Raw genomic sequence first — 26,550 nt, forward strand, 5'->3', positions numbered from 1 at the left:
GTGGGATGAGCTGCGGGGAATTTGATCGGCGGCCGGTGACTCCCCGTGCGCTAGCATTGATTTACGGGCGAAAATTGCCTCAAGGAATCGGAGGTGTCGGATGCAGCGACTAGCAGCACCAGCGACCGCGTCCTGCACGGCGAACTCCCCTTCGAAGGTGCACTGAAAGAGGTCACCGGTACCGAACTCGTCACGCACCGCTGCCATGATCGGGTCACATCGCGTCAGCATCTGATCGGTCATGTTCTCTCCTGGAGCGTTCGTCGCTGGGACGCGGATCAGGTCGGGATGGCAACGTTCCACCCGGTCGGTCGTGGAGGAACGGGCATCGAATCTGCGACATCTGCTTCTACGGAATCGTCAACTGTGGCCGAGATGAACACAGGAGTGGAAGAATTCTGCTTTGTAGAGCGCTGTGTGCTCTTCGAGGGCTGGAAAGCAGGACTTAAACACCTGGAACAGCGTTCAACGTTGGCGATTTACATCCGGTATGAGTACGCGACCGTCTGCGCTCACACACCTTAGATTCTCTGAAATCGGGGATCCACTATGGGGCCCTGTCGTGTGCGTGCGATGTTCAGAAAAGGCAAGCCCGTGTTGTCTGAACATCGTGATAAACATTCCACATGGACATTGTCGAGATCCAGAAGCTCATGGCTGCATTCGCCGAAGACCGGGACTGGGGACAGTTCCACAACCCAAAAAACCTGGTAATGGCATTGAGCGGGGAAGTCGGGGAACTCACCGAAATCTTCCAATGGCTGACCGCCGATGAGAGTGCTGCCGTAACCGAGCGACCGGAGCAGCGACGCCGAGTGGAAGAGGAGATGGCCGATGTTTTGCTCTACCTCGCCCGGTTGGCAGACGTGCTGCAGATCGACCTAATCGACGCGGCAGTCCGCAAAGTTGAGTTGAACGGGCAAAAGTACCCCGTCGAAAAATCCAAGGGTCACGCTACGAAATATTCTGACCTGGAAGGTAATTGATCGATGGCATTGGTCGTACTGCAACCCGCGGGCAGCAAGGAATCTCAAAAGCACTACGAGGACACAGTCGCCAACTTCGTTGCGCTCGAAGACTTCACGGGATTGCAGTCATCGGATTTCGAGGTGCTTCGGGCCGCGTTTCCTGCGGGCAAGTTGCAGGTCTGGGGAGCAACTCCTGCAGCGAACGGCAGCAATGTGAAAAAACATGCCAAGCTTCAAGCCGGCGATTTCGTGTTGTTCGCGAAAAAGAACACAATTTTCTCGGCTGGCACTGTGCGTCACACGTTTCGGAGTGAGGAGATTGCAGAGAAACTGTGGACTCGCGACGACGACGGTCAAACCTGGGAGTTGATGTTCGCGATCGACGACGTCCGCGAATTGAACATCCCTGTCCCGGAGATCAACGCAGCAGTCGGATACAAATCAAATAACAGCATCCAAGGTTTCACAGTTCTCGACGCGGACAAGAGCATAAACCTCATCGAGTTCCTCGGTTTCGACTTGGCCTCCGCACCTACGGTCACCGCAGATCCCGACGACGACGAACTTCCAGACTTCAAGCCCAAAAATGATTCCGACTATCTCGCAACGATCACCGGGCACACCCAGACGAAGACTCGACTCCACGAGCGACTCGTACACACCTACGGCACGGCGATGGCGAAGTCTGGCTTCGTTCCCGCGACCACTGTCCATCCCCGTGATCTCACGTTGATGCGCAAGGATCGTGATTGGCTTGTCGAGGTCAAAGTCATCTACAAGGGAAACGCGACTGACGCAGTCAGAGCTGTCGTCGGCCAGCTGTTCCAGTATCAACACTTCCTGTACCCGATTGATCAGAAGCCGGCGCTGGTGGGGGTTTTCTCGGAGTCGATCGGTGAGGCTTATGCCGAGTTCCTCGAAATGCACGGAATTCGTTCGGTTTGGAACGAAGGAGGTGGGTGGAATGGTTCCGAATTGGCCAGGTTGGAAGGACTCGTCCCGGTAACGGGTTGAGGCAAAGGCTCTGGGGTACAGACAGACCTGCGATTGCCTCCAGTATTCAGCATCCAACTTTCATCCTTCCTACTTCGCGTAGGACACGGCGCACCAAAACTCTGAGAAGTGACGGCAGAAGAGACCCTCGTTGGCGAAATGTGAGCAGTTTTTACGGCAGGAAGATTCAATTTTCCGGAATCCGGACTACCTCTGGCAGCGTAGGTAGGGCAGTATTAGCGAAATCTGCTTTTCCCGAGTGATGCCGAAACCACGCTTTTCCCGCGAAATCGGTAGGTCCAGAAGAGTGTTCCCTGCGGATGCGGGGAGGAGCCCGGCCACCTTCGCCAGAATGCTTCTGAGTCTCCCAGCGAATGTGTCAACAACGGGTTGCAGCGATGGCTTGAACTCTCCCACTTCGAGGGTCATTCAAATCTGCCGTCGAATTGCCTTCCTCAACCGAAGCGGCCCTCGCCTCGGTTGAGGAAGCAGCATGCGTATTCGAAAAGGAAGAATCAGGGATGATACTGACAGATGACAGCGGCAGTCGATACGCGCAGTCTCACTGCGCTACCGTGGCTCGCATCGTTACATTATTCACCGAAATCCCATTGAAAATCTAAGAGCAAGAGGAGGAACCGATGCGGCAGTGCGGTCGAGTGATGATACATGGTTGAGTGGTTCTGGTGGCCGCTAGTAGCCGTCATCCTGAGCTTTGCGAGCTCGGGGACGATCTATCTCGTGGGGTCATGGGCATCGCGAGATCGGGCGGCGATCGCCCTCCACGAAGCACTGACCACCGGTGACGTCGCAACTGCGCGCCAAAATCTCAGCAAGCACGAATATCGGTGGTGGACTACAGCCTCTTCCGGCGGCCACACCTTCAAATCAACTGGCGCGATTGACGAGCACATATTCAGCAGCTTCTATGTCGTCGGCGGAGCACTGGACAGACTGCGTGTCATCCTGGTTCAGTATCCATCTGGGGGGCCTAGCCAGAAACGCCCCGGGCAGAAGCGGCAACTGACGCATCGAACGCGGCGGTGGCTTCGCCATCCGCTTCGGCAGCGGCGAGACCGCCACTATCGAGAGCTATTAGGTTGGCACGCCTCGATGTTCATTGCCTGGCAGATCTGGTTCATCGGAATGTCACAAGCAGGAGCCGGCCAGGAGGAAACTCCTCCGCTGTTGACCGGCTCCATAGATCGTCTCGGTGTAGCCATCAGACAGATCGGCTCGCACGTCATCAAGACTGATGGCGACACCGTCACAATCCTGGACCTAGCGGAGACAGAACTGACCCGGTGGCTGAACTCCGTTCACACACAGAACAGTCGAGAGTCCAAGGTGATCCGAAATGTGGCAACCACTATCGGTCTCTCGATCCCTGACAATCCCAATGAGACCATTTAATGTTATGCGCCCAAACATATCCCGAGCGCGACTGGAAATATCGGAAGAGATCGCCGCGGTAGAGTCAGCGGCGAATACCAGCCTAGAAACGACCGCCCAGAACTAGATGCATGAGGCATCGACACGCGCAGCGGCCGGTCGTCCTCTCTTTCGGGCGACGGCAGTCGGCGATCATTCGAGCGAACGGCCGCGTGACCGTTGTCCACTTTTCGGGGTGGACCTCAGTTCCGTTGATTGATGCGTATCTCGACGATCCCTCCTGCTGATGGACTACCCGTTACTGGCTCTGTTCAGGATTTGCCAGCTCAAGGTTGAAGAGCCCCTGACCTTCATCACGGGGTCGAGTAGCATCTACGTTCTTGTTGAATGTCGCGCTAAGTGACCAAATTAGAGGAATCCGATGGCAACGTGGGAATACAAGTCAGAGTCGATCAACATCACTGAACGGTGGAATGCAAAGAAACAGGCAGAATCGCTACAGGCATTTTCCAACCACCTCAACAGCATGGGGAGCCAAGGGTGGGAGCTGATTAGTTATCAGAATATTCCACTGATGGGCAACATCACCGGTAACGTCAAGGGGCAACTCTACCTCGCGATATTCAAACGACAGCTCACTTAGGAGCCAGCGAAGTTCGTTCACGACAGCTCGCGTCAAGTGAACGGAAAAATCACCCGCGACCTACGGCGGCCGGTGTGCTGAAAGGTTCTGACTGAACATCAAGCGACCCGCAGATTAGAAGAGTCCTTCCTCGAACACAAGAAATGGCCAGGACGGAGAGTTATCGGGTTGTACGTGATTTGGACGGCCGCTGCACTACGCTAGGTCGACCACCATTAGAAGCGCCGGGCCCATTCCGATGCGGGGTCGGCCACCATTAGAAGCGCCGGGCCCATTCCGATGCGGGGTCGGCCAGACTTACGCAATATTGCCGGACGCTTATCGATTACAACTGTCACTTGGAAGTGCAGCAGCTTCTGGCACTCTGGGAAACCGAATCGATTCTTCCCGTTCGAATCCCTATTGTTGAGCCGGTGGCTGCCTGGGGACCGAGTCGTGTCACACTGATCGGCGATGCCATCCATGCGGTGAGTCCTCCGGGTGCGGACCGCGTTTTTAATGCAGTGTCCGGTCGCGAAGTCCTATCCAGGCTTCGAGTTCTTCGACAGTGTCGGTGACCAGTATCGGGATGGACGTCGATTTGTGCGTATTCGGGCTGTCGTTGGGGATACGTGAGCTCGCGTCATAAGCAGGTTGTCGACTTCTTGGATGGAGCAACAGTGCGGGCCTGGGTCTTCTCGTCGGTGTCGGGAGAACGTAGTTGGCAAAGCAACGATGGCTACAGTGACGTCCTCGGGTCGCATTACGTCTACGACAGTGGCGTGGCTTACCGGTTGGCAGGTAGAGGTAGGCGATCTTGTGGTCTTCCGTGATCAGGACGTCGTCCTTGGCATCGCGCGAATTGACGATATTCGTACGACGTCGACGACAAAGGTGCGTTCTCGGTGCTGAAGTTGTGAGCGGACGGGAGTCGAGTACCGCAAGGGAAGAGGTGTGTACGTGTTCGGCACTGCAAAGACGAGTTTGAGACTCCAACCAAACGCAGTGAGCCGGTGACCGAGTACACCGCGGCATATGGGTCGAGATGGCAAGCGTTGGACGGCGCGATCACGACTGGAGAGCTGGAGTCGCTGCTGAGTGGAGTGGCGCAGAACGCGATTCGGTCATGCGAGATCGATGGACTAATGAAGCTACTCGACCGGATTTCCGTCGAGGCGCCCGCTGATCTGAGAGTACTTACCGAACCGGGTTCTCATTCTTCGATCACCGGAGGACATAGCGAGGCAATTGTTCGATCCGTAAGGGGACAAACAAGTTTCGCAGAGAACTTTTGCAGATGTACGGCTTGGTGTGCGCGGTGACGGGGCCGTGTCCGGCAGAGATCCTCGAGGCTGCCCACTTCGTCCGTTCGCCCAGCATGGGACTCACGACTTGAAGGACGGCATCTTGTTACGCGCCGACATCCACCAGTTGTTCGACGTAGGTCGGGTCACGATTGATCCGGACAAGCTTGTCCTTGTGACGCATCCGGGGCTGGACCGGTACCCGGACTATCGAGAATTGCGAGGGAGGCCGGTCGTTCCCGGGCCTGATCCCGTTGCGCTGCGGGAGCATTGCGACGCTGCGATTCGGTCATGGTGATCGATTGCCGGCCAGCGTCGAATGATTGGTGGACGAAACGTTGCCGATCTGCTCAAGAGGTGCAGAGGTTCATCGGTGTCCATGAACTTGCCGTCATCCCCGGATGCATTGCTCAACAACGTAATTGTCAAGATTCTCGCGTGACTCGACATGGGCCTCGCGAATGCGGTGGCGGGCCAACGTTGCCGACCGCGCCGCCGGTTCGGTTCGGGCGTATGTCACCGGATTATGGGTCGGGACCAGTCTCCAACCGCGGCCCACTCCGACGGGTACTCGTGTTGGACTTCTTCGACCATCCGCACCGCCCGCTCACGCAGTTCGGGCGGGTACCATTTGTTCGTTGCTGACGACATGACTCCATCTTTCCCAAAGGATGAAGTCTCCGGACACTCCGGTGCGATTCAGGCGGCAATATTCTCGCGGTCGCGCGCGCATACGGCCGTGAGAGGCCGTCGTTGCGGCGGGACATCCTCGCCCCGGTGGAAGTCGAGACAACGAGGGCGATCTGCTGCTGAATTCGTTGTGCCAGTTCGACTTGTGGTGGTGTGTGATCGCCGAACTCAACTCTGATGGCAGCAAGTTCGGGTTCGGGTTCTACACCAGCTTCGCGGTGTTCCACGGGCACCGGACTGAGCCCGCCGTCGGCATCATCGCCACCGGCAGCGAGGCGCGTTCGGCAGCCTTCCCTGGCTCATCGGAGGAGGCTGTCGCATCCGCTTTGGCAAAGGTCTTGGAAACTGCTCGAGGAGAGTCTCGAAATCAAGGGTTTCATACCGAGGTCAAGCTTTCTGTCGACGCTCAAAAGTTCATCGAAAGGGCCCAAACGTAATTCGTGCCGATCCTGAGCTATGGGGTTATTTCTCGTGCAAATAAGTGGTGTTGGGCTGGTGGACTAGGCAGCAGGAGCTGATCGTTTTTGTGAAGACGTAGCGGCCGGCTACCTGCCGGTAGTGATCGGCGCGCCCGGTTCGCACCTTGATGTCCGTTCGCGCTGTCGATCACCACGACCGAGATGTTGTCGTTTCCGCCGGGACATGTCATATTCCATGCTCAAGGGGCGAGTTCAACCGGTCGATGCAACACCGGACTGTTGGAGTGAGCGTAGCTGTTCGTCGAGAACTTCGGCGGGAGTCTTCCATTCGAGGACCTTCCCAGAGCACAGCTTGTTCGGCTCGTCGCGGGTGAACTACGGTCCACGAGATCGCTCGCGGTCGGGGTCTGATGCGTCGACCGGTGTTGAACGAGCGGCGCAACTGCCTGCGTTCGAAGGCAGGACGGACTAGTCGAGAGCCGCCAGCGTCAATCACGACGTCTTAGTTTTTTCGAGGTGATGTTGGGGTGATCGGTGATGTCGAGGTGTCGACGGCAGGTGAAAACTGATTAAGGTGTGCCAACCCTCGACACCGACGGCACCACGCGCTAGAAATAGCATCAAAATGTGTCCCCGACGCAACTCGAGGTGCTGCAACTTCTCGCCGACCTCAAACGACGCTCTTGCTCGACTTCCGGTGGACTTCTTCGAGATGGCAGTCGAAGTAGAAGTTGTAGCGTCCGACGTCGTTGTTGTCGTCTACTCCGGTAAGCAGGACACTATGCGTCCAGAGTGGGATACGACCGCCGTCATCGGCTCTGGTGCGTGGGGGCTGGCGTGGCGGACCATCTGGGAGCACCGATGTCCATGGGATTTTCAGTGCCTGTGCGCCGTAAGGGTCGTCGCCGGCGCCGAACACGTCTCCCATCACGAAACCAACAACGAACGCCGCACCATCACGAAACCACGTTTCATCTGTAACTGACTCCGCGGGCACTCCAGTCAATCCGCCGACCACTTGGCCGCCAACTTCAACCATCTTGTCGGCGATCTGCTTCGAAGTGCCTTCTATATCCGCGAAATCGTCGTGCTCGATGAGCGAGCACATTAACACCACGTCTTCCACAGGGCCTTGGTAGAGCTTCTGGTTCATCGACCGAATACGGAGACCTGGACCCATATCCAGTTTGTTGTCGTTCCCGGGGAACGCATGAGTGGTTTGGGTCGAATTCGCAGGTCCAACCGCACTGACGACGCCGAAGACCTCATCCATCTTCTCTTGCCGAGAGACACACTCAAGTCCAACAAACTCGACATTCAGCTCGGTCACTGTTTGACTGACTGTTTCAGGTCCATCATTTAGAAAGGTGATGTGACCGGATCGGAAGTCGGCGCCGAACTCGTCACCGTTGCGCGTAACGTGGATCTGCAGCCCGTTTCCCATCGGCTGCCCAACAGAGTTGAGTGGACCGCCGTCTGCGTAGTAGTGCGTAGCTATGAGCTTCTCAGCGCGCCGTTGTTCGGCGAGGGCAATCAACTCGGTAACGGTTTGGTCCGGCTCCTTTGCGCCAGCCTTCTTCTGCCACCGGCGGCGTTCCTCTAACTGTTCGATGTATTGCGTGAGGCCTCCTGCTGTGGGCGTGCCTTGGATCCCCGTCTTGAGCATTGCTTTGGCCGCCGGTGATAGGGTGTCTGGTGGTGGCATCTTGATCAACTCGTTCCATCTTTATTGTCGATTTCCCATGTGGGACTGTCAATTCCGATTTGAGCGTCCGGGTTTGTCGTCATTGGACGCCATTAGTCGACATGGCCCTGGCACAGGGTGTGGCACTGGATCAGTTCGCTCATTGCATGCCATGTGAATTGGAAGGTAGCTGCTACCCCGCAGGCGCATTCACGGCTAATTGCTGACGATCAAGCGGATGTTGAAGTGTGACTGGGATTGCAGTGTAATCCCGGGGTGATCCTAGCCTCCTCTCTCCAGACTTGTTGTTGCCCTATGTTTTTCGATCCTTACTGCTCTCTACGCTCATTCCAGTGAAGGTTAACTGTGCTCCGTGGTTGTCGGTGCCGGACAGCCCTTCAGTAGTGCCGCCCCGGAGGACTATGAGGTAGCGACAGGCGCTTGCCGCGTACTTTCAGGTTTGTCAGCTCCGCTTATGCCGCTGACGATCGTCCTGATGAACATGACGGGTGATCCCCGTTTGCGTCCATACTCTCGAACGCGGTCCGCATCGTCCCCACAGTGTGGTGTAGACGATTCCTGCTGTTGGCATATCCCATGACAGCAGTACCTCGTCAACGGTTGATCAGTTGTTCACTGACTTCCCAATCACTGGTGCATGCTCGGGAGGCTGCGAACGCCACCGTCGGAACGCGTAATGGCAGTACCCACAGGGCTTCACCTTCAATCATTATTTATATGCGACGGGACTGCCTGCAAGTGTTGATTGCGGCTGGCCTGGCACGGCTGACAGGATCGGTATCGTCGCTGCAACCTAAGTGACTCAGGGACTGCTTTGCCTCTCAGAGTGCACTTGTGGGGAATTGTCCATCGATTGCGGCGGCGACGCTGGCTCTGACTAGCTTCGGTGGCTTGATTAGAAGCCTGCCCAACCCTGTTGTTGCGGGGTTGTGGCCCGTTACAGGCCTGCCTCGAAGCGCTCGCTCCGGGCCGACGCCGACCAGCAACGTCGCCCAGCAGGAGGATTTTCGCCGTTATGCTCATCGTCGCAGATCACTACGAACTCGTTGTCGGAATCGACAGGCACGCAGCCAACCACGCGCTGTCGGTCGTGGCCACCGCAACCGGCGCAACCGTCAACCAAGCAAGCTTCCCCACAAACGCCGCCGGATTGGATCGGGCCCGCACGTGGATCACGAACCGGGCCGGTGAACGCACCCGCATCGTCAACTCGTTGACTGCTATGGTTCGCACGGTCGAGTTAGGTATTGATACCCGGAAACCGTTGTCGGGCAGACAGATCCAATCCATCGACGCATGGCGCACGCGTCTATCCGATGACGTGACTGCGGCGACGCGCCGAGTGGAGAGTGGGTTGATCGGATCGATGATGAAGCCCGCATCTGCGAGAGCGACGACGAGGAGGTTCTTGTCGGTTTCGATGGCAATCGGGGTGTCGGCGACGGTGCCTCCGTTCGATGGTCTGGTTTCTACAGCACTACTGCGCGGTGAACTGGTGTGCTGGCGCATCTCGGGCGATTGTCAGCCATCAGTAGATCGCTGATGTTGCGTTTGTTTCGATTGTTGTATAGCCGGCCCGGTGACACACGGCACCTCGAGGAGGTCTTCATCCGGATCAACGGCAAACTGACTGGGCTTCGTAACTTGTGGCGTTGATGCAGTCGACGTAATCGATTGTGCTGAAGATCTTCCGAGTTCGGAATGTTCATGGAAGAGCCGCCTCATGGGTCCGGTCTGGCAGCCGCTGTACACACGTCCACGTTGCGCGTATTGCTGCGGTCTTGTTCCACCCCGACATTTCGTGTCGGCGGTAGGTGGACGCCGGGCCGGGCGACCGACGCTTCAGTATTTGCTAGGCACCGCGGTCGCGGAACACCTGCTGGGAATTCCGGCGACGTAGACAGGCGTCTCGGCCAGCACTGTTCCCTGAGCGGCAATTGAATTCGGGAACGTCGAGCCGCCGCCGATGATCTGTCCGGCGACGTTGAAGCATGCGATCGCAACTCTGGCGGACGGGATCACCTGATCCGACGGGTTGGAAATCGGGACTCTCGCTTCGTTCCGGAAGTCAGCTTGAGCGAACTGGACCTCGCCGATCTTCAAGATCACATTGAAATCGGGTGCCGATCCCGTGGAATAAACTGTTGCATTCGCGGTTGCCTCGACCTTTTCGGCAATGATGCCATCGTCGAGCGACACTATCGTTCCGATGAACATTCGCGACACGCCATACCCGAATCTTTCGGTGTGTGACGCGGTCTTCACCAGGTTCCCTGCACCGTCGAACAGGTTGAAGTTCGCTACAGCGAACGCTCCGTCACTCCCGGTGAGGTTTTCGACTTCCGCAGACACCCACACGGTCTTTTTGACCTGCCCGAACCCGGCCTGCAACACCGTCGCCGTCGAGTCCGAAGCGGGTGAGCTGTCACCGGTCGCTTTGTCCGCGGCGACAGATCCTTCGCCGCTGATACCCGTTTGCTCTGGTTTGTTGGTGCCGCCAAGTGTCAGCCCTGCCGCGACCAGGCCGATAACTGCGACGGCCCCGACTGCGAGCAAAGGCTTGACCGGTAGGTGGTGCTTGCCGCTGCTCTTGAAGTTGTTCGGAAGATCCTCCGTCAGTGCCGATAGTTGGGACATGTGTGTCGCGTTCGCGACGGCAGCTGCGCGATCAGAGTATTCAGAGGGGTTGATGTATCCGTGGCTCATCGCTTGTATGAGTTGCTCGGATACACGCTCGCGGTCCTCGGCACCAGCGCGCTTGTCAATTCCCACAATTGCCCTTCGTCAGAAAGTTTGGTCAGTTACGACTACCGGCGCTACCGGCGCTATCGGCACGCGGGACTGCTGCACGGATAGGTGACATATTGTCACCTGGATCGTATAGCAGTCGTGTTGTCGTCGGTGATGCGTTGACCTGTTGAGACCAAGATCGATAAACAGGCACGATGCCGGAATCCGTGCGTGTGCAAGGCATCCGCTAGTGCGACGTTCTTTACTGGGCGTGGCGGTTTGCACTCCGGTGTGGTGTGCGCTCCGCCAGGAAACGGGAGTTGTCCTCGACGATATCGGCGCTTCAACCGGACCGTCCGTCTCGTCACAACCAGAACCTGGAGCGGACGTAGCCTGACCCTCCGCTCGCTGTGGTATCAAATTTTGTCACGAGCGAGGGTGCCTGGGAGTGATTCGATGTCGGGTGCCCGCTGTACGGTTTGCGATCGTGCCGACCGACAACAGAACCATCCCGTTCGAGGATCTCGCCGACGCCGACCTGTACGTCGGTGCCGTCTATCTCGGCGGTAGTCAGGGCACCGCCGCCGATGACCCGTTGGCGAAGTTGCTCCCGGTCGGAAACCAAGGCGGTTTCCGGCATGCCGGGTCACCGACAAAGGGCACGGTCCGGTTGTCTGTGCTCTACACCAGCGGTGCGGAGGCGGAATGGCCGGACGCACTCGACCCCGAGACCGGGGTGTTCACGTATTTTGGTGACAACCGCAAGCCGGGCCGAGACCTGCTCAAGACCACGCGCGGCGGAAACATACTGTTGCGCAACGCTTTCGACGCATCTCGCGGCGCCCGCGAGGGCCGACTTTCGGTGCCGCCGTTCCTGCTGTTCGAGAAAGCCGGAATCGGCCGCGCAGTACGGTTTCTCGGTCTTCTGGTCCCGTGCGAACCGACGCCGGATGCTGAGGACGTGCTGACAGTGGTTCGCCACACCGTCTCAGGGCAGGAGTTCGAGAACTACCGCGCACGGTTCACGGTCCTGGATACGGAAGTCGTGCCGCGGAGCTGGCTGACGAGCGTCCTGGGCGGAGCCGACACCACAAACGCCGAGTGCCCCAAGGCGTGGCGGGACTGGGTCGGAGAGGAGACTGCAAGCGCCCCAGACGCGTCAGCCAGAGCCTTGGGATTTGCGTCCACTTCCCCCTCCGCAGCGGAGGAGAATCTCGCCGACAACGTCGACGGCACTGGCGCGGACGTGTCCGACCGCGACGGCTCCGAGCGCGGTCCCGGCGTCGACCAGCGGGCTCTCTTGCTTGACGCCCTTCACCATCTGACTGTTCACCGCCAGGACGGCGGGGCGGCTTTCTACCAGTATGTGGTGTTGCTGTGGGCGATATCGAGGCCGTCCGACAGCGCTCGTCTCACCGCGTTCTCGGTGGCCCGACAGTCGCTGCGAGAGCTGCTGGCCCCCTTCGCGATCGCCGCACGCGTCCCGGACCCGGCAATGCCGTGGATCGCCCTGGCGGATTCACCCTGGTGGCAGATCGAGCTGCCCGACGACCCTCTCCGTCAGGGCCTGCGTCCGAGGGACGTGGTCCATCGCTTCGACCCCCGAGCTGGTCTGAGCGCCGAGGCGCACACACTCCTCACCGGGGATGAGCACTTCCGCAGAGAGGCCGTCGCCGCGATCGCCGCGATCGGACGCGAGCACCCGGCCCTTGACGACCTACTGGCCCGCCTGGGTCTGCACTCTCACGGCAATAGTCCCGGTGCCGACCGGGTAGTGCCGACTGCCGCAGCCGACACGGCGGCACGGCATGATCTGGCGGCGGGGTTGTCTGTGGCGCGCGTGACCGCCATCGCGCCCGAGATCCGTGCCACCGAAACATTCGAGCGGGACCATCTCGGTCCGGTGCAAGCCGAGCGCCGTGAGTCGGCGTTGCAAGAGCGGTATCTGAGGTTCCTCAAGGGTCAGGGGCACACGGTATGTCGCCAGATGATTGTGGTGCCGGGGGAGTCGTCGGCCCTCTATACCGATGTGTTCGACGTGACGACCGGCGAGTTGGTCGAGGTCAAGGCAGACAGTGGCCGGATGACGATCCGTGCGGCACTAGGGCAGGTCCTCGACTACGCCCGGTATGTCCCCCATACGTCGAAGGCGGTGCTTGTTCCGGGCGAGCCTCGAGTGGATCTTGTTGATCTGTTGCTGAGGTTCGGGGTGGCGGTGGTATGGGAGGAAGCATCGGGTGGATTCCGGCGGCTCGATCCTGATTGCTGGCGAGAGGCAGTCGTGTCGGCGATCTAGATGCGTGGCGTGATTCCCTCGGCGTCCAGGTCGCTCCACTCGCGTCGACGCCCTCCGAGGTATTCACCTCGGCCACCGGCGTGCTGTCGGTACTCAAACCGACGGTGGTGGTCAACCAGGTGCTCAATGTCGCCACAGGTGTCACCTCGCTCGACATACCCGGCATCCTCACCAATCTGACTGTGTTGCCGCAGAAGGTCGCCGCACTCGACGCGCGCGGTGCTCACGACATCGCGGGCCAGCTCAACAATCAGTTATCACCGTTGATCACGATGGCTGCAGCTGTTGATCTGACATGGGTTTCCCAGGTGCTTTCGGTCATTCCCGATCCTTCCGGTGCCACCCAGATCGCGGCACTCGTCGCGTCGATCCTGGCAAACGTCGACGTGATCAAGTTGGCGAACATAGTCGGGCAGATCCAGGAGATCGCGTGGGCTGCTGTGGAAAAGCTTCTACCGCCGCCCGGGCAGTTGCCCGACCCGCTGGGTGCGGCCGCGGCCATGACGGGTCTCGTTCCGGTGGGCCTGGATCTGGCGTCGGTGGCGATGAACATGCTCTCCGGTAAGGCCACAAGACATCGCCGGCACTGCTGGGTCAGCAGACGAACGCGGTCTCCACGAGCATCACCGCACAGGCGGCGAATTTGGATTTGCCGCAGTTGTCGGACTCGGTGGTCACACTGTCGCAGTCACAAGGGGCCGAGGACCTCATGTCCTTGGTCGGCGAAGGTGTGCGCGCTGCAGACTTTTTCGCCTCCGGTGCGCACACCAACTACAACGCTCTCGTCGTGGACAACGCCGGACGTAACGCCATTTCATGGCTCTCGGATTGGCTCAACCTTCAGATCGGACGTGCCGTATGAGCCCCCGTGCCCACAACCCTGCTGCCCGGTGGACCTCCTGTGAGAAGTGCGGTCACCGCGGTTATCACACCCGTGGTGATGCGAAGGTGGTTCGCAAACGTCACCACGGCGCTAAAGGGATGGCCGTGTTCGCCTGCCCGCACACCGAGGGCTTGTTTCACCTCGGGCACCGGCCAAACGCGTTGAGCAGCGGGGAGATCAACCGCAGCCAGCTACGCATACAAGCCTTGAGATCCGCCGATGCAACAGTAGATTTCAGTGTCGCGTCTGCCACGACATGTCCTGTGTCGGCGTCATCCTCGGACGGATGCAAACCGCATCGCTGTGTCTCTGCACGCCGACGGCATCCGATCAGGAAAGGAAACTGTGGAATGAACTCCGCTCACACCGAACAACATGCCCACGTACGTAATTCGCGTCTCGACGATCGTGTCACTGGCCGCAGGCAGGACGATCGCTCCGAGAACACGTGCGGGAGGCCAGTGCCGCACGCCATCACGGTGCTGCCAGGCGACGAGGAGTCGCCAGTTGTCATCCATGTTCCGCATTCCTCGCGTCTGATCCCGCCCGATATCCGCGCCGAGCTGATGCTCACGGACGAGAACCTCGCCGGCGAGTTGGACGAGGCCACCGACACCGCCACCGACGAGATCGCGCTCACCGCCCTCACCCACGTCCGGCTGCGGCCCACGATCGTGATCAATCATCTTTCTCGCCTGGTGATCGATCCCGAACGGTTCCCCGACGGCGACCCGGCGGAGGCGTTCGGCCGCGGCGCCGTCTACACCCGGACCTGCTCCGGGGCGCCGCTGCGCGCCGAACCCTATCGACGTCGGGCGGAACTGCTCGAATCATTTTTTCGTCCCTACGCCGACGCCGTCACCGACGTGGTCGAGAACCGACTGAACTCCTGTGGGCGGGCGATCGTCATCGACCTGCATTCGTACCCGGAGAAGCCGTCCGCGTTCGAGGACCCTGCCGCGGCGCGGCCACCGTTGTGCATCGGCACCGACCCCCGGCACACCCCGCCGTGGCTGACAGCCGCTGCCCGTGGCGCTTTCACGTCCCTCGCCGAGATTTTCGAGAACACGCCCTACAGCGGAACGTACGTGCCACTGCGGCATTACGGCATCGACGATCGGGTTTCGTCGGTGATGATCGAGCTACGCCGCGACACCTACCTGAGCGATCCAGCCGCACCGCACCCCGAACGCATCGCGCAGCTCGGCCGCAATCTCGCCGCCTTGATTGACGCACTCAGCGACCGAGCCGCCGATGTGTAAACCCAAACCCGGCCCACGCTGCACCCCGCACATCCGCGCGCGCCTCGACAACGCAGCCGCCCGAATCGATTCGGCTCGCGCCATGCTCGAGGAAAACCCTAGCCACGCGCGGCTGCAACGACGCGTTGCGGCCTCCGAAGCCGCCTACAGCGACACCCGCGATCTCTACGACTCCACCCCCGGCGGCCAGAACGAACTCCGCACAGCGATTGCCATCGAGCCCGACTCCGCCCGCCGCGACGAGCTGACCCGGCGACTGGCCGCCGGGCAGCAGTTGCGGGCCGAACAAACCGAGGCACTGCGCCGCACCCGAAGTGGCGTGGACAATGACCATGAGAGAAACGAGAGAGAGGAACACGATGGACGAACCGATGACGCAGGAACGCCGCGAGACGTTTTGGAGGCAGTACGGCTGGAGCCCGGAACTCCCGGAGGACCAGCGCAAGGCGATCGAGAAATACTGGTCGGATCCGGAGATCGAGGAAGCCCAAGCCCTCGGCTTCTGATAGACGGCCACCAGATCCAACCGGTCACCGACCACACCCTCCCTACTGACGAACGCGAAAGCTTCGCCGCGCGCGGACTGTCCGCACCCACGCTCTACGAGCTGGCTCCCGCCGACGCGGGCGTCTACCGCGAGCAGATGCTCGAGCTCACCCACAAGAATCCACACGCCGCATCGGTCCACGTCTATGACGAGGCCGAATACCGGCAGATGCGACTGTTGGTCACCGACGACGGAAAAGCCGGCGTCGCACTCAAAGACGACGAAATCGTCTCGGCCTTCGCGCACAAGGATTGCGCGCATCCGAGGTCGGTTCAATCGATGATCCGCCAGGCCACCGCCCTGGGAGGTCATCGTCTGGACTGCTTCGACACGGTCCTCCCCAAGCTCTACGCGGACGCCGGATTCGTCCCCGTCGCACGGCTCGCCTGGAACGACGACTATGCACCCGACGGCTGGGACTACCACCAGTTCGGCCGTTTTAACGGTGGTCGTCCCGATGTGGTGTTCATGGCGTATGACCCCGACCGTGTCGGTGGCATGTACACGCCCGGGGCGGGGGAGTACGTCGACGACTACGACGTCGGGATCGCCCGCGCCCAGGCGTACCTGCCCGGTGTGTCGACATGACCTGCCGCCACGGCATCGCGGTACCAGAGTGAATCTGGGCAGTACGTCGAGTCCAACGACACGGGGTGCTCCATCAGATGCCCGGGAGTTGTGGACGGCGCGGCGTGCAACCTCACCGCAATCTTTACATGTAGGGCAGAAGTGTAAGCACTGATGCCGATGTCGGTATCTTTCCGGTCTCGTCGGTCCCCTGTTCTGTGTGGCCGTCGAGACCGTCCCGGCTTCATCAACAAGATTCGATTGCGACTTCCCTGCTGGTGTCCTGATGATCGGTACGGTTTCGGCATCAGAAACGTGCCTGCCACCGCTACCATTCGTCTGGACGAAAACCGCCGAGCAGGTAATCGCGAAATCCGACCGTCGAAAAGCTCAAGAACACCGCACGAGAAACATGCACAAATCGTCTCCCCGATATCCGATAGTTGACTCTGAGTTACGTTAGACTCCGGGCCATGATTGAAACGACGACAGTTGGGCTGGCCGCAAAGGCCGCCTTTCCTCTGATTATTGCATGCGCACGTACAGCATCTAAATCAATCTGGAACAAGATTAAGAACAGAAATCAAATTTTGATTCCGTCCGCAAAACACATTCAACCGATTTCTGAGTGGTTTGAACGTGAAATCGTAAAATATGCGGATGAGAATTTGGATCAATCTGAGTTTGAAAATCTCGAAAAGTATCTCGGTTCGAGAGATTTCACTGCAATGGTTCAGCAAATATTTGTATTCCAACTGACCGGAAGAACAATTAATTCTGACGGCATGCTTATTAGATGCTTCGAACAAGGCATGCTCCGTCATGGAATTGAAAATGCGAATGACGTGGGTTCTCTCTATAGAGTTTTGACTTTCGCATGTTCGAAGATTTTCGATATGGCGAAGGTCGACGATGGTGATATATCTACCGAGACTCTGATTCAGGCGAATTCCATCGTGGCGACTAATTATCTATCCTCTATTGACCAGCAGATATCAAGACTGGTCCACGATAAAACAATTTCCTTGGACGTCGTTGACGCGCAGGTTGATTTGCTTCGTCAAGCGATTGCTCGACGATTTGCGCGGATCCAACCGCAAAGTTTTGACGGAGCTGAGCCGGTGCCTATGGATGGCCTCTATGTCTTTCCGACCCTTGATAGCGACGATGGAGAGATGTCATCGGTCGACATGAAGCAGCTTCTCGAGTTACAGCGTATTGTAATTGTCGGTGATCCTGGTGGCGGAAAGACTACTCTGACAAGTAAAATTGCTGGCGATCTAGCCTCGGGTAAATTATCAATCGAAGGCCTTGCTGACCAGCTCGTCCCTTTTGTAATCGTCCTTCGAGAATTTGGCAGCCATCACCGGGAAAAGAAAGGTTCGGTCGTCGACTATATCGTTGAAAAGTCTCGAACTGTCTACCAGGTAGATCTCGAAATTTCGACCGTTCAATTCTTGTTAGACACTGGAAGGATATTTGTCATTTTTGATGGATTGGATGAGTTGCTCGAGCCTCAAGATAGAAAAGATATAGCGGAAATTATTGATACATTCTCATGGATGAATCCTATGGTTCATGTATTGACAACTTCTCGCCGAATTGGGTATGCACATAATCCGATGGACCACGATGTTTTTGTAAAGTTAACACTGGGGGCATTCAATTCAAAGCAAGTTGAGACCTATGTCCAGAACTGGTTTACATTGTACCCCGATGGTTCGCTTAGTGAGAAAGAACTTGCTGCTCAGCAGTTTATGCTGGAATCTAACCATGCCGAAGATATTCGATCGAATCCGCTGATGCTAGGCTTAATGTGTACTCTCTATAGACGAGAATCGTATATTCCTCGAAGTCGCCCTGATCTTTATGAGAAGTGCTCTACAATGCTATTTGAATCTTGGGACAAGAATAGAGGTCTCTTTCGCCCTCTTAGATTTGAGGCACATGTCAAGTACGCTCTTTCATATATAGCGAACGTTATATATGATGATCAAGACCTTCAGGCAGGGGTATCTGAAAGGAAGCTGGTCGATATAGCCACGACCTACCTGATGGGTCGGGCATTTTCGGATCAAGCAGACGCGGAACTAGCGGCAAAGGAACTAGTCCAGTATTGCCAAGGAAGAACCTGGGTTCTAACCGAAGTTGGTTTGTCGTCGAATCATGAAGCATTGTTTCAATTTTCCCATCGAACATTTTTGGAGTATTTTGCGGCGGTTCACATCGCAAGAACAGCTGTCACCCTCGACGACCTTTGTAGCAAGATTATACCTGGGATCTCGTCTGGCGATCTTGACGTAGTTGCAGAATTGGCATTTCAGATTCGGACGCGAGATACTGAGGGCGCGCCGGACTACGTAATAGATAAACTTATGTCTGAGCATGAGTCCAATGCTGACCAAAATAGTAAGAATATCATTGCTCAATTTGCAACCCGTTCCCTTTCATATTCAGTACTCCTCCCTTTGTCTATCGAAAAAATAGTTTCATTGGCGCTTAATAGTATATTTGAATTAGAGGTTACCGACAGGGAGAAATCAAAACGCTCGGAAGTTCACTTGGATGAAAATCTTGCACCGGATCGAGATGACAGACTAGCTTCTGTAGAAAATCTTGCGCGCTGCATTACAGAGTCGAGAGATCAGGTAATCACGAAATCCTGCGACCTGATCTCGGCAAGAATTAATCTTGCAAACGAACGTACTTTGGAATCTGCGGTTGGATTTGGGTGGCAGTTCCCCTCATTTTTTGGATATGCTTCGGAAAATATTTCTGGCGAGCTGGAAGGAGCTCCTGATCAGATTCTAGAAATTCGACAACTATCGATATCGAAAATGATTGTGAAATACGAAGAGTGGGATTGGGCTGCGATTGCACTGTACTATTCGGGCCATATTCCTATGAATATCTTGATTGATGCGAATCCTGATTTGGCTTTTGTTAATGGCGCGCCAGTACCATGGAGTTCTTTAACTTACATTAGGCCAAGTTCGTTTGAGTTGGCAAAGCTAATTGAGTACGCCATCGGTAAGGGTTCAGATTTTTCGCGAAGAAAAGCAAGTCAGGCAATCGAAGTTTGTGCTGAATTTTTCAGAAATGGCCGTACTTTGGAAGTTTCGAAGAGTGATATTGCACTCCATCGTTTTTCGGATTTCGCTATGTCGTTACGGAGATACGCTCGAACGACGTTAACATCCGAGGATGAAAGAGCTTTGACTGACAAAGAAATCTGTGATGGAGCTTTGATGGTGGCTGTAATGAGTGAGTTTGAAAATCTTAGGAGCGAGGAAAGTGGTTCCTCTCTGGCGGAGCTTCTCGCCATCGAAGGTCAATCGACATTAATTTCCTGGAGTTTAATGGTTAAGCGGCGCGCTGGAGAAATTAGTGATCAGTCTCCAGATATTGACGATGCGCTGATTTGGAAGTGGATGGACGGTACCTTGAGTTTCCTCACAATTGTTGATTGATAGAAGTTAGCCTGGATCTTGCACGGGGGACCGCTGCCGGCCTGATCGGTTCGCCGATCAGGTCTTCAAGGCCCGAATCAGTATCCGGATGTGACAAGTCGACCCGCGTGCAGTCGGGATGCTGCCGGGTTCCACTTTTCCGGAGTCATGCTCTTTTCCGCTCGTACTAACAGGATTCGCCATGACTCAGGTGGGTGCGGGTAACGCATCGAGCCTGGCCAGCGCCGCCGCGACAAGGCCGGACCACGGTACCCGCTCCGATTGTGAACGACGGTCGAAACCTAGTCCATTCCCGACGGACGGAAACCAGACCACGCCGATGTATTCATTGTGCCGCGCTGTCCGCTCTCACGGACGGCAACGTATCGATTCCGGTGTTTCTGAGTCGGTAACTCGCCCCTTTCAATGTCAAAACCTCTGCGTGATGGACGATTCGGTCGATCATCGCGGCGGCGACCGCCTGATCGCCGAACACGTCACCCCATCGGCCGAACGGCAGATTCGATGTCAGAATCAGTGAGGCACGCTCGTAGCGACTCGACACCAACTGGAAAAACAGGTTCGCGGCATCCTGTTCGAACGGGATGTAGCCGACTTCGTCGACGAGAATCAACCCTATTTGCCGTAGTCGTGCCAACTCTGCTGGTAGCTTTCCTCCGGTGTGCGCGGCTTTGAGTCTGGCCACCCAATCAACCGCCGTCGCAAATGCAACCCGATGTCCGGACTGAGCCGCTTTGATTCCCAACCCGATCGCCAGATGCGTTTTGCCGGTGCCCGGCGGCCCCAGAAGCACCACATTGCGTGCCTGCGTCAAGAAGACTCCAGTTCCCAGATATGCCACCATTTCTCGACTGAGTGACGGTTGATAGTCGAAGTTGAACTCCTCCAACGATTTTGGTGTCGGAAATCCGGCCAATCGGATCCGGTTCTGAGTGCCGGACGATTCCCTCGCCGTGACTTCTCGCGACAGCACGGCGGCAAGGTAGTCCTCGTGGCTCCATCCGTCGCTGCGGGCCTGCTCGGCTAGCCGTGCTGCCGATTCCCGTATGCGCGGCGCTTTCATTACCTGGGCGTAGTGTTCGATGTCCTTGAGTGGATCCACAGCGCCCATCACTGCACCCAATCATCATTACATGATGCAGTACAAGGGAATTCAACTCCGAATGCTCGGTCGTAGTCGCCCAGGTCCCGCATCAACCGGTCCTCGCCGGCGGCAGCCGGCATCGGGGTGTTGGAATTGTTCTCGCAGCCTGGCGGCTGATTTCACGTGTAGTGGATCGGTGACGGTCAGGCCCCGTGACCATCGCCGTTCGTGCTCGGCCAGTACTCGTCCTTCACGGGTGACCGCTACCTGGCGCAGATCCGCAGCGACCTCGACCAGGTGTCCGATCGCCCAGGGGTCTACCGAGTAGTCGTTTCCGTGGACCCGAACGTAGTAGTCGCGAGGCAGACGGATTTGCGAGTATGCGGCGGTGAGCGGTGGAACCGGCGGCAGTGACAACATCGCCGCGGTGCCGACGGACACCAAATCTATTGGGCGACCGCCGATCCGGCGGACAACCCGAGAATTCGCGATCGGGAGCCAGTCGGCCAGTTGCGTGTTGAAGTCGTCGGGTGAACGAAATGTTCGACCCGGCATGAACGAGGTTTCCAGAAACTGGTTGGCGCGCTCGACGATTCCTTTGGATTCTTCGGTCGTACGGTTTGAGCTGGATCAGTGTCGTGGCAACCGTTCCGACGAATGCGGTCACCGTATCCGTCAGCCTGCCGCGGCGGCCGATACCTGACTCGTTGTCCCACCAGAGACGGTGTGGGATCGCGCCGAGATCCTGCGAGAGCAGCTGCCACATGCCCGCGACCAGGTCCGTGGTGACCCGACTGGGCAGCATCATCGCGGTGATGAACCGGGAGAACGCGGCAACCATGACGAGCACCGGCGGGGCACCGGTCTGGTCTCCGCCGAGCGGAATCGATGCCGGCGGAAACCAAAGATCGCACTGCACGACCTGACCCGGATCGGTGGTCTCAATCGATCGTTGCAACAGGCCTGAGATTCTGGGGGTTATGTTGTCATCGTCTCGTCGTGTCAAGAAGGGGCCGGGCCGGCGCCCACTCTCCGCCAAGCGTCGCCGCTTCATGGAATTGCGAGGCCGTGGATGGAGCATCCGCGCAGCCGCCCGCGAAGTTGGAGTATCCCGCGCGTCCGGAACCAACTGGGCCCGCGGCTATTCCGTCTATCGCGCCGGACAACTGGTGCGGACCGTCGCGCCGTTGGACCGACTCGCAGTCCGCGCCATCAGTCCGCGGTTCCTATCGGAAGACGAACGTATTCAGGTAGCCGATCTACGACGTGAACGGCTGAGTATCCGGCAGATCGCTGCACAGTTGAACCGATCGCCGTCGACGATCTCGCGCGAACTTCGACGCAACGCCTCTACCTCCGGGACGTATCGTCCCCCGCGATTCCCATCGACGGGCCGTTGCTCGGCGAGCACGCCATCGTCAGCGGCGAATCGAATCTTCTGCCGAATTGTTCGACGCCGTGTCACAGTTGCTGGGCCAACGGTGGAGTCCGCAGCAGATCAGCCGCCATCTGACGACTCGATTTCCCGCCGAACCAGCAATGCGACTGTGCCACGAGAGCATCTACCAGGCCCTTTACCAGCCGGGATCCTTGCTGATGCGACCCTCACCACTGGCACCGCAGCGGCGATCACCGTTGCGCACCGGCCGCCGGAATCGTCGTGCTCACGTTGCCGGCGACCGCCGTAGTCCCCGATTTGAACAGCCCATGCTCACTATCCATCAGCGCCCCGAGAGCGTCGCTGATCGGAGTGAAGCCGGCCATTGGGAAGGTGATCTCATCGTCGGTAAAGATGCTGGCTCAGCGATCGGCACCCTCGTCGAACGAAAAACCCGCATGATTCGATTACTCCACTTGACCCGTCGTGATGGCCAGACCCTTCGGCAGGCACTGATCGAGCGAATGGGCGATCTTCCACCGGATCTGCTGCGATCGATCACCTGGGACCAGGGCACCGAGATGGCTCAGCACCGAGCGATCACCGCCGCACTGGGCGTGCCGGTGTACTTCTGCGATTCGCGATCACCGTGGCAACGCGGGTCGAACGAGAACTCCAATGGTCTGCTGCGGGACTACTTCCCCAAGGGCACTAACCTGAGCGTGCATTCGCCGCAGCATCTCCTGGCGGTCGAGAACGAACTCAATCGCCGACCCCGTCAAGTAATTCAAGACTGCACTCCCACAGAACTATTCGAGTCACTGCTAACCTCAAGCCACGTCACCTGTTGCAACGATGACTAGAACCCGCCCCGTCGTCAACACCCGGCAACGCGAGCGGGCGATGAAAGGCTTCCGTTCCGTCGGTGCAGCGCAACGATTCCTCGCCGCTTTCAGTCGTATCTCCCCGCACTTCCGCCCGCCCCGCCACCGTATGAACGCCACCGACCGCCGCACCGAAATCCGCGCTCGATTCCAGGTTTGGAATCAGGTCACTGAACTACGCATCACTGCCTGACCGACTGCTCTGTGGAATGGCCTGCTGCGCCCGAAAACTGCTGTATCCCAGACAACTTGACAACATCTACCGGGCGCCGCACCGCAGGCGAACCCGCGATGCGAGTCATGCCTTGACCACGAAAAGAGGGCTTCAGATTTATCAATAATATTTGCATCACGTGCAGAAAGCGTTAATCGATGCGTAGCGCTGCTGCGGCGCAACCCATTCAGTTGCGGTGCTCCGATGTGGGATGAGTTCCGAATTGCTCGGCTAGGGATGTATGCAATCCGGTTGTCAGCCCACATCTTTCGCGGGGCCTTGTACTGCAGAAGTGTTGAACAACGAAAGGTGCACTTACGCTGTGAAAAGAGAGTTTTTCAGGTCGGTGCGTTCGCTACGCCAACCGGTGCCGTGTGAACTCAGAACTCGCAGAACCCTCGTTGGGTCCTGCTCATCGACACGAGTCTTCCTTGATGCAGCACGATCCGGTCTTGCGGCGCCGCCGCAACGGCTTCTTCGAGGTTTCCCGCCCGGATAGCTAACAATTCGGCCTGTGCATCTTTCTCGATTCCCGACTTCGGAAGTGACATGACGTCACGGGCGCCGTCGCTGACGGCCCGATAGGCCTCCTCGACAGACAGATGCCCGGCAGTGACCAGCAACATCGCTGTCTCGAGAGCATCGCTGCGTCCGAGCGGGTTGTACGGGTCACGGACGTTGTCGGCGCCGGCGCCGAACCGTACACCGGCATCGATCAATGCCCGCGCGGCGGTGAGACCACGCGGCATTGCCACAGGGGTGTCCCAGCCCTGTAGGTACAGATTGGTGATCGGCAGGCTGACGATCCCGACGTTGCTCTCTTTGACCGCTTCGATCACGCGGGCCAGCACTTCCGGCGTGACCATTCCCAGACTGACGCAGTGTCCGGCGGTCACCGGCATCGAACTCGGCCAGTCCCGGACGGAATGAGCAAGCTCCTCGAGCGTGAGCATCGTCGGGTTGGTTTGCTCGTCGGTGTGCATGTCGACGCCGACGCGGCGATCACGTGCTATTGCCAACAGTCGCTGCAGATTTCCGCTGGGGTCGGGTGTTTGGTGCGGATGCCCACCCACGAAATCGACGCCGAGGTCGAGGGCTGCATGTACTGCCTCGTCGCCCACGACGTACGGCGTCATCGCCACGAGCTGAATATCCATGACGCTCGAGAGTTCCTCACGGACTTTCACCAGTGCCTGAATTCCACGTAACGGCTGGTCGCCTCGTAGGAGATTGACGTGTGATCGCACCGCGGTCGTTCCGTTGCCCAGCAGCAACAATGCCGCGCGTCGGGCGCGCTCGGCAATACTCTCGACGGTCAGGGACGGTGTGTGGTTTTCCCAGGCTTCGATTGCGGAACCGAGATCACCAGCAGGTGGCCGGATCTCGTCGAACGATAGTGCTTTGTCCAGATGCGCGTGCGGCTCTGCCGGCGCCGTGAGCAGGAGAAATCCGGTGAGGTCGAGGTCGTCCTCGCTTGGCACTCGCCCTTGCGCGGGTACGACGTCATACACTCGCCCGCCCACGATATGAACATCGACGATCCGTCCGTCGACGAGGGTCGCATTGTGCAACGTGGGCACTGCGTGTCCGCCCGGGACGAGGGGCAGCGGAGCGGCGAGGGGCAGCGATGAATTCCGGGTCACGGTACTCCTAGGGTCGATCGAGTGAACGAAAGTCTTTCTTGCGTATCGAGCAGTGGACACCTTGGACCAGGTCTACTACCTGCGTCACCGAAAAGTCGCCCGCTGCACTGAGATACAGGTAGGCCTCACTGGGTGTCATACCGGTGTACGAGGCGAGGAAATCGACCGAGAGTTCCGCGCATTGACGCATCGCCTCGTCCAGACTCTCGTTCATCCCGAGGATGATCCAGTGATCGTCGGTGTCGACGAAGGGCATCGCGGCACGGGGCTGAGACAGAGTCTTCACGACGGTCAGTCGGGCGGTGACCCGCAGCGACCCTTCGAGTGCAGTGAGCGCGATCTCGCCGTTGCCCTGCGCGAAGTGCGGGTCGCCCAGGTAGAAACCCGCTCCGTCCACCTGGATAGGCAGGTACAGCGAGGTTCCGACCACCATCTCGCGCACGTCCATGTTGCCGCCGAACGGACCTGGCGGAATGGTGCTCAAAGGCTCGTTACCGGCAGGTGTCACGCCGCACAGTCCCATGAAGGGCCGCATGTCGATTGTCGCTGCGCCACCGCTGAATTCGAATCGTGCACGATCTGCGGTGTCGTCGAGTGGGCAGAACTTGCTGAATACTGCGGGAATGCTGCCGTCGACATCGCGCGGAAGGATTTCCGGCAACGCACCTCGCTGATGCCTGCTCGAGATCACTCCGTAGGGAACTCGCGGTGTCATCTCGAGGAAGTCGACGCGTAACCAGTCGCCGGGCTGGGCCCCGCGCACGTGAACGGGTCCGAGCACCACATGTGGAGCTTTAGGCGCTGTAGGTTTGCGGAGGTCCGATGCAGCCAATTCGATGGCGTCGGCCAGTACTTTCGAGCGGTGGACTCCGTATTGCCGGAAGTAGGCCACGGGGTCGCGGCCTTGGTCTTCCATCAGACCTTCTTGCGAGACCGTGTCGAAAGTGACTGTCCGGCCGCTGTCGAGGGTGAGCACAGGTTCGGTCGCCGCGGTGGGGAGAGTGCCCCAGCTGACTGTGTCCGGTGTGCACCAGAGGTAGTGGTCAGCGGAACCTGGATCGATCCCGGCCTGGAGTATCTCCATTACGCCGTCGCGGCCGCGGCAAGGTACTCACGCCAGCCACCTGGGGTGGTGATTTCGCGGGCTGAGTCTGTGACGAGGGGCAGTGATCGGCACACCATGCTCAGCGAGCCGCGGCCGTCCTCGAGTTCGATCACTGACAGTTCGAGTTCGTCCGGCTCTCGCGGCAGTAATTTCTCGCGCAGCTCGGCGTACGACACCTCGTATATCTCGCCGGGTACGGACCAACCGCCGACATCGACGGGAGCGAGTCCGGGAAACTCGTCGTCGAACGAGAAGAACCGATAGGCCGGTGCGGTGCGCACCGCACCGACAAAACGCGCCGAGGACAGGGCGTCGTTGAGTGAACCTCCGCTCATTGCTTGGCCGTTGACGAACATGAGGACAGTGTTGGGGGACATCGTAGGAACTCCTTGTT

At 58.3% G+C, this 26,550-nt stretch carries 22 protein-coding genes and 2 pseudogenes; 16 read left to right on the forward strand and 8 right to left on the reverse strand.

The window, feature by feature from the left end; translation table 11 throughout:
* The first annotated feature begins 93 nt into the window (after window positions 1-93).
* From R4P64_RS31935 to R4P64_RS31965, 8 genes are all read left to right on the forward strand, one after another.
* Complete coding sequence (locus R4P64_RS31935) at window positions 94-525, forward strand: hypothetical protein (protein WP_317824203.1); 432 nt, start codon at window positions 94-96, stop codon at window positions 523-525.
* Window positions 526-626: 101 nt separating this feature from the next.
* Window positions 627-986, forward strand: coding sequence for a nucleotide pyrophosphohydrolase (locus R4P64_RS31940; protein ID WP_317824204.1), 360 nt, complete (start codon window positions 627-629; stop codon window positions 984-986).
* A gap of 3 nt (window positions 987-989) precedes the next feature.
* A complete protein-coding gene (locus tag R4P64_RS31945; protein WP_317824205.1) occupies window positions 990-1,982 on the forward strand; it encodes a hypothetical protein in 993 nt (330 codons plus the stop codon).
* A gap of 648 nt (window positions 1,983-2,630) precedes the next feature.
* A complete protein-coding gene (locus R4P64_RS31950) occupies window positions 2,631-3,374 on the forward strand; it encodes a hypothetical protein (protein WP_317824206.1) in 744 nt (247 codons plus the stop codon).
* Between the two features lie 400 nt (window positions 3,375-3,774).
* Window positions 3,775-3,996, forward strand: coding sequence for a DUF4177 domain-containing protein (locus R4P64_RS31955; protein WP_317824208.1), 222 nt, complete (start codon window positions 3,775-3,777; stop codon window positions 3,994-3,996).
* A 723-nt stretch (window positions 3,997-4,719) separates the two neighbouring features.
* On the forward strand, window positions 4,720-4,887 hold the full coding sequence (locus R4P64_RS31960) for a hypothetical protein (protein WP_317824209.1): 168 nt from the start codon (window positions 4,720-4,722) through the stop codon (window positions 4,885-4,887).
* Between the two features lie 417 nt (window positions 4,888-5,304).
* On the forward strand, window positions 5,305-5,577 hold the full coding sequence (locus tag R4P64_RS34180; protein WP_411742752.1) for an HNH endonuclease signature motif containing protein: 273 nt from the start codon (window positions 5,305-5,307) through the stop codon (window positions 5,575-5,577).
* Window positions 5,578-6,124: 547 nt separating this feature from the next.
* Window positions 6,125-6,406, forward strand: coding sequence for a hypothetical protein (locus tag R4P64_RS31965; protein ID WP_317824210.1), 282 nt, complete (start codon window positions 6,125-6,127; stop codon window positions 6,404-6,406).
* A gap of 652 nt (window positions 6,407-7,058) precedes the next feature.
* Here R4P64_RS31965 and R4P64_RS31970 read toward each other — a convergent pair.
* The 3 genes from R4P64_RS31970 to R4P64_RS31980 all read right to left on the reverse strand — a co-directional run bounded on the left by R4P64_RS31970 (window position 7,059) and on the right by R4P64_RS31980 (window position 10,865).
* Window positions 7,059-8,093, reverse strand: coding sequence for a hypothetical protein (locus R4P64_RS31970; protein ID WP_317824211.1), 1,035 nt, complete (start codon window positions 8,091-8,093; stop codon window positions 7,059-7,061).
* A gap of 1,035 nt (window positions 8,094-9,128) precedes the next feature.
* Complete coding sequence (locus R4P64_RS31975; RefSeq protein WP_317824212.1) at window positions 9,129-9,602, reverse strand: hypothetical protein; 474 nt, start codon at window positions 9,600-9,602, stop codon at window positions 9,129-9,131.
* 333 nt (window positions 9,603-9,935) lie between these two features.
* Window positions 9,936-10,865 (reverse strand): DUF1707 domain-containing protein, encoded by a 930-nt coding sequence (locus R4P64_RS31980; protein ID WP_317824213.1) that lies wholly within the window; start codon window positions 10,863-10,865, stop codon window positions 9,936-9,938.
* A gap of 445 nt (window positions 10,866-11,310) precedes the next feature.
* Here R4P64_RS31980 and R4P64_RS31985 point away from each other — a divergent pair, with 445 nt between their 5' ends.
* From R4P64_RS31985 to R4P64_RS32005, 5 genes and pseudogenes are all read left to right on the forward strand, one after another.
* A complete protein-coding gene (locus tag R4P64_RS31985) occupies window positions 11,311-13,119 on the forward strand; it encodes a hypothetical protein (RefSeq protein ID WP_317824215.1) in 1,809 nt (602 codons plus the stop codon).
* A 17-nt stretch (window positions 13,120-13,136) separates the two neighbouring features.
* Window positions 13,137-13,981 (forward strand): annotated as a pseudogene (locus R4P64_RS31990) (cutinase); the annotation flags it as partial.
* A 371-nt stretch (window positions 13,982-14,352) separates the two neighbouring features.
* A complete protein-coding gene (locus tag R4P64_RS31995; RefSeq protein ID WP_317824216.1) occupies window positions 14,353-15,264 on the forward strand; it encodes an N-formylglutamate amidohydrolase in 912 nt (303 codons plus the stop codon).
* Window positions 15,257-16,399: a hypothetical protein gene (locus R4P64_RS32000; RefSeq protein WP_317824217.1), complete on the forward strand. Its 1,143-nt coding sequence runs from the start codon at window positions 15,257-15,259 to the stop codon at window positions 16,397-16,399. The genes R4P64_RS31995 and R4P64_RS32000 overlap by 8 nt, the downstream gene beginning before the upstream one ends.
* A 452-nt stretch (window positions 16,400-16,851) precedes the next feature.
* Window positions 16,852-19,848 carry an NACHT domain-containing protein gene (locus R4P64_RS32005; RefSeq protein WP_317824218.1) on the forward strand — a complete coding sequence of 999 codons (2,997 nt, stop codon included), beginning with the start codon at window positions 16,852-16,854 and terminating at the stop codon, window positions 19,846-19,848.
* Window positions 19,849-20,173: 325 nt separating this feature from the next.
* On the opposite strand, the gene istB is transcribed toward R4P64_RS32005, so the two are convergent.
* Both istB and R4P64_RS32015 read right to left on the reverse strand, forming a co-directional pair.
* Entirely contained in the window at window positions 20,174-20,959 is a 786-nt protein-coding gene (gene istB, locus R4P64_RS32010; protein ID WP_317824219.1) for an IS21-like element helper ATPase IstB, read from the reverse strand.
* Window positions 20,960-21,001: 42 nt separating this feature from the next.
* Window positions 21,002-21,487, reverse strand: a complete 486-nt coding sequence (locus R4P64_RS32015) for a Mu transposase domain-containing protein (protein WP_317824220.1) — start codon at window positions 21,485-21,487, stop codon at window positions 21,002-21,004.
* A 209-nt stretch (window positions 21,488-21,696) separates the two neighbouring features.
* On the opposite strand from R4P64_RS32015, the gene R4P64_RS32020 reads away from it, so the two are divergent.
* The 3 genes and pseudogenes from R4P64_RS32020 (at window position 21,697) to R4P64_RS32030 (ending at window position 23,387) form a co-directional block, all read left to right on the forward strand.
* The gene (locus tag R4P64_RS32020; protein WP_317824222.1) at window positions 21,697-21,858 is read left to right on the forward strand and encodes a hypothetical protein; all 162 of its coding nucleotides are present in this window, start codon (window positions 21,697-21,699) and stop codon (window positions 21,856-21,858) included.
* A 126-nt stretch (window positions 21,859-21,984) separates the two neighbouring features.
* Window positions 21,985-23,173 (forward strand): annotated as a pseudogene (locus tag R4P64_RS32025) (IS30 family transposase).
* Window positions 23,166-23,387 (forward strand): hypothetical protein, encoded by a 222-nt coding sequence (locus tag R4P64_RS32030; protein WP_317824223.1) that lies wholly within the window; start codon window positions 23,166-23,168, stop codon window positions 23,385-23,387. Before R4P64_RS32025 ends, R4P64_RS32030 begins: the two are co-directional and overlap by 8 nt.
* A gap of 401 nt (window positions 23,388-23,788) precedes the next feature.
* On the opposite strand, the gene R4P64_RS32035 is transcribed toward R4P64_RS32030, so the two are convergent.
* The 3 genes from R4P64_RS32035 to R4P64_RS32045 are packed head-to-tail and all read right to left on the reverse strand — an operon-like array spanning window position 23,789 to window position 26,533.
* Entirely contained in the window at window positions 23,789-25,051 is a 1,263-nt protein-coding gene (locus R4P64_RS32035) for an amidohydrolase family protein (protein ID WP_317824224.1), read from the reverse strand.
* A 7-nt stretch (window positions 25,052-25,058) separates the two neighbouring features.
* Entirely contained in the window at window positions 25,059-26,135 is a 1,077-nt protein-coding gene (locus R4P64_RS32040; protein WP_317824225.1) for an acetamidase/formamidase family protein, read from the reverse strand.
* On the reverse strand, window positions 26,135-26,533 hold the full coding sequence (locus R4P64_RS32045; RefSeq protein ID WP_317824226.1) for a gamma-glutamylcyclotransferase: 399 nt from the start codon (window positions 26,531-26,533) through the stop codon (window positions 26,135-26,137). The genes R4P64_RS32040 and R4P64_RS32045 overlap by 1 nt, the downstream gene beginning before the upstream one ends.
* Window positions 26,534-26,550 lie beyond the last annotated feature (17 nt).

The sequence above is a fragment of the Rhodococcus sp. IEGM 1366 genome, from assembly GCF_033142425.1.
Taxonomy (GTDB): domain Bacteria; phylum Actinomycetota; class Actinomycetes; order Mycobacteriales; family Mycobacteriaceae; genus Rhodococcus_F; species Rhodococcus_F globerula.

Bases quoted from the DNA above. Each gene is read 5' to 3' on its own strand.
- R4P64_RS31940 (WP_317824204.1), top strand. From the start codon at position 627: ATGGACATTGTCGAGATCCAGAAGCTCATGGCTGCATTCGCCGAAGAC.
- R4P64_RS31945 (WP_317824205.1), top strand. From the start codon at position 990: ATGGCATTGGTCGTACTGCAACCCGCGGGCAGCAAGGAATCTCAAAAG.
- R4P64_RS31950 (WP_317824206.1), top strand. From the start codon at position 2,631: ATGGTTGAGTGGTTCTGGTGGCCGCTAGTAGCCGTCATCCTGAGCTTT.
- R4P64_RS31955 (WP_317824208.1), top strand. From the start codon at position 3,775: ATGGCAACGTGGGAATACAAGTCAGAGTCGATCAACATCACTGAACGG.
- R4P64_RS31970 (WP_317824211.1), bottom strand. From the start codon at position 8,093: ATGCCACCACCAGACACCCTATCACCGGCGGCCAAAGCAATGCTCAAG.
- R4P64_RS31975 (WP_317824212.1), bottom strand. From the start codon at position 9,602: ATGCGCCAGCACACCAGTTCACCGCGCAGTAGTGCTGTAGAAACCAGA.
- R4P64_RS31995 (WP_317824216.1), top strand. From the start codon at position 14,353: ATGAACTCCGCTCACACCGAACAACATGCCCACGTACGTAATTCGCGT.
- R4P64_RS32000 (WP_317824217.1), top strand. From the start codon at position 15,257: ATGTGTAAACCCAAACCCGGCCCACGCTGCACCCCGCACATCCGCGCG.
- R4P64_RS32005 (WP_317824218.1), top strand. From the start codon at position 16,852: ATGATTGAAACGACGACAGTTGGGCTGGCCGCAAAGGCCGCCTTTCCT.
- istB (WP_317824219.1), bottom strand. From the start codon at position 20,959: ATGGGCGCTGTGGATCCACTCAAGGACATCGAACACTACGCCCAGGTA.
- R4P64_RS32015 (WP_317824220.1), bottom strand. From the start codon at position 21,487: ATGCCGGGTCGAACATTTCGTTCACCCGACGACTTCAACACGCAACTG.
- R4P64_RS32020 (WP_317824222.1), top strand. From the start codon at position 21,697: ATGCCCGCGACCAGGTCCGTGGTGACCCGACTGGGCAGCATCATCGCG.
- R4P64_RS32030 (WP_317824223.1), top strand. From the start codon at position 23,166: ATGACTAGAACCCGCCCCGTCGTCAACACCCGGCAACGCGAGCGGGCG.
- R4P64_RS32040 (WP_317824225.1), bottom strand. From the start codon at position 26,135: ATGGAGATACTCCAGGCCGGGATCGATCCAGGTTCCGCTGACCACTAC.
- R4P64_RS32045 (WP_317824226.1), bottom strand. From the start codon at position 26,533: ATGTCCCCCAACACTGTCCTCATGTTCGTCAACGGCCAAGCAATGAGC.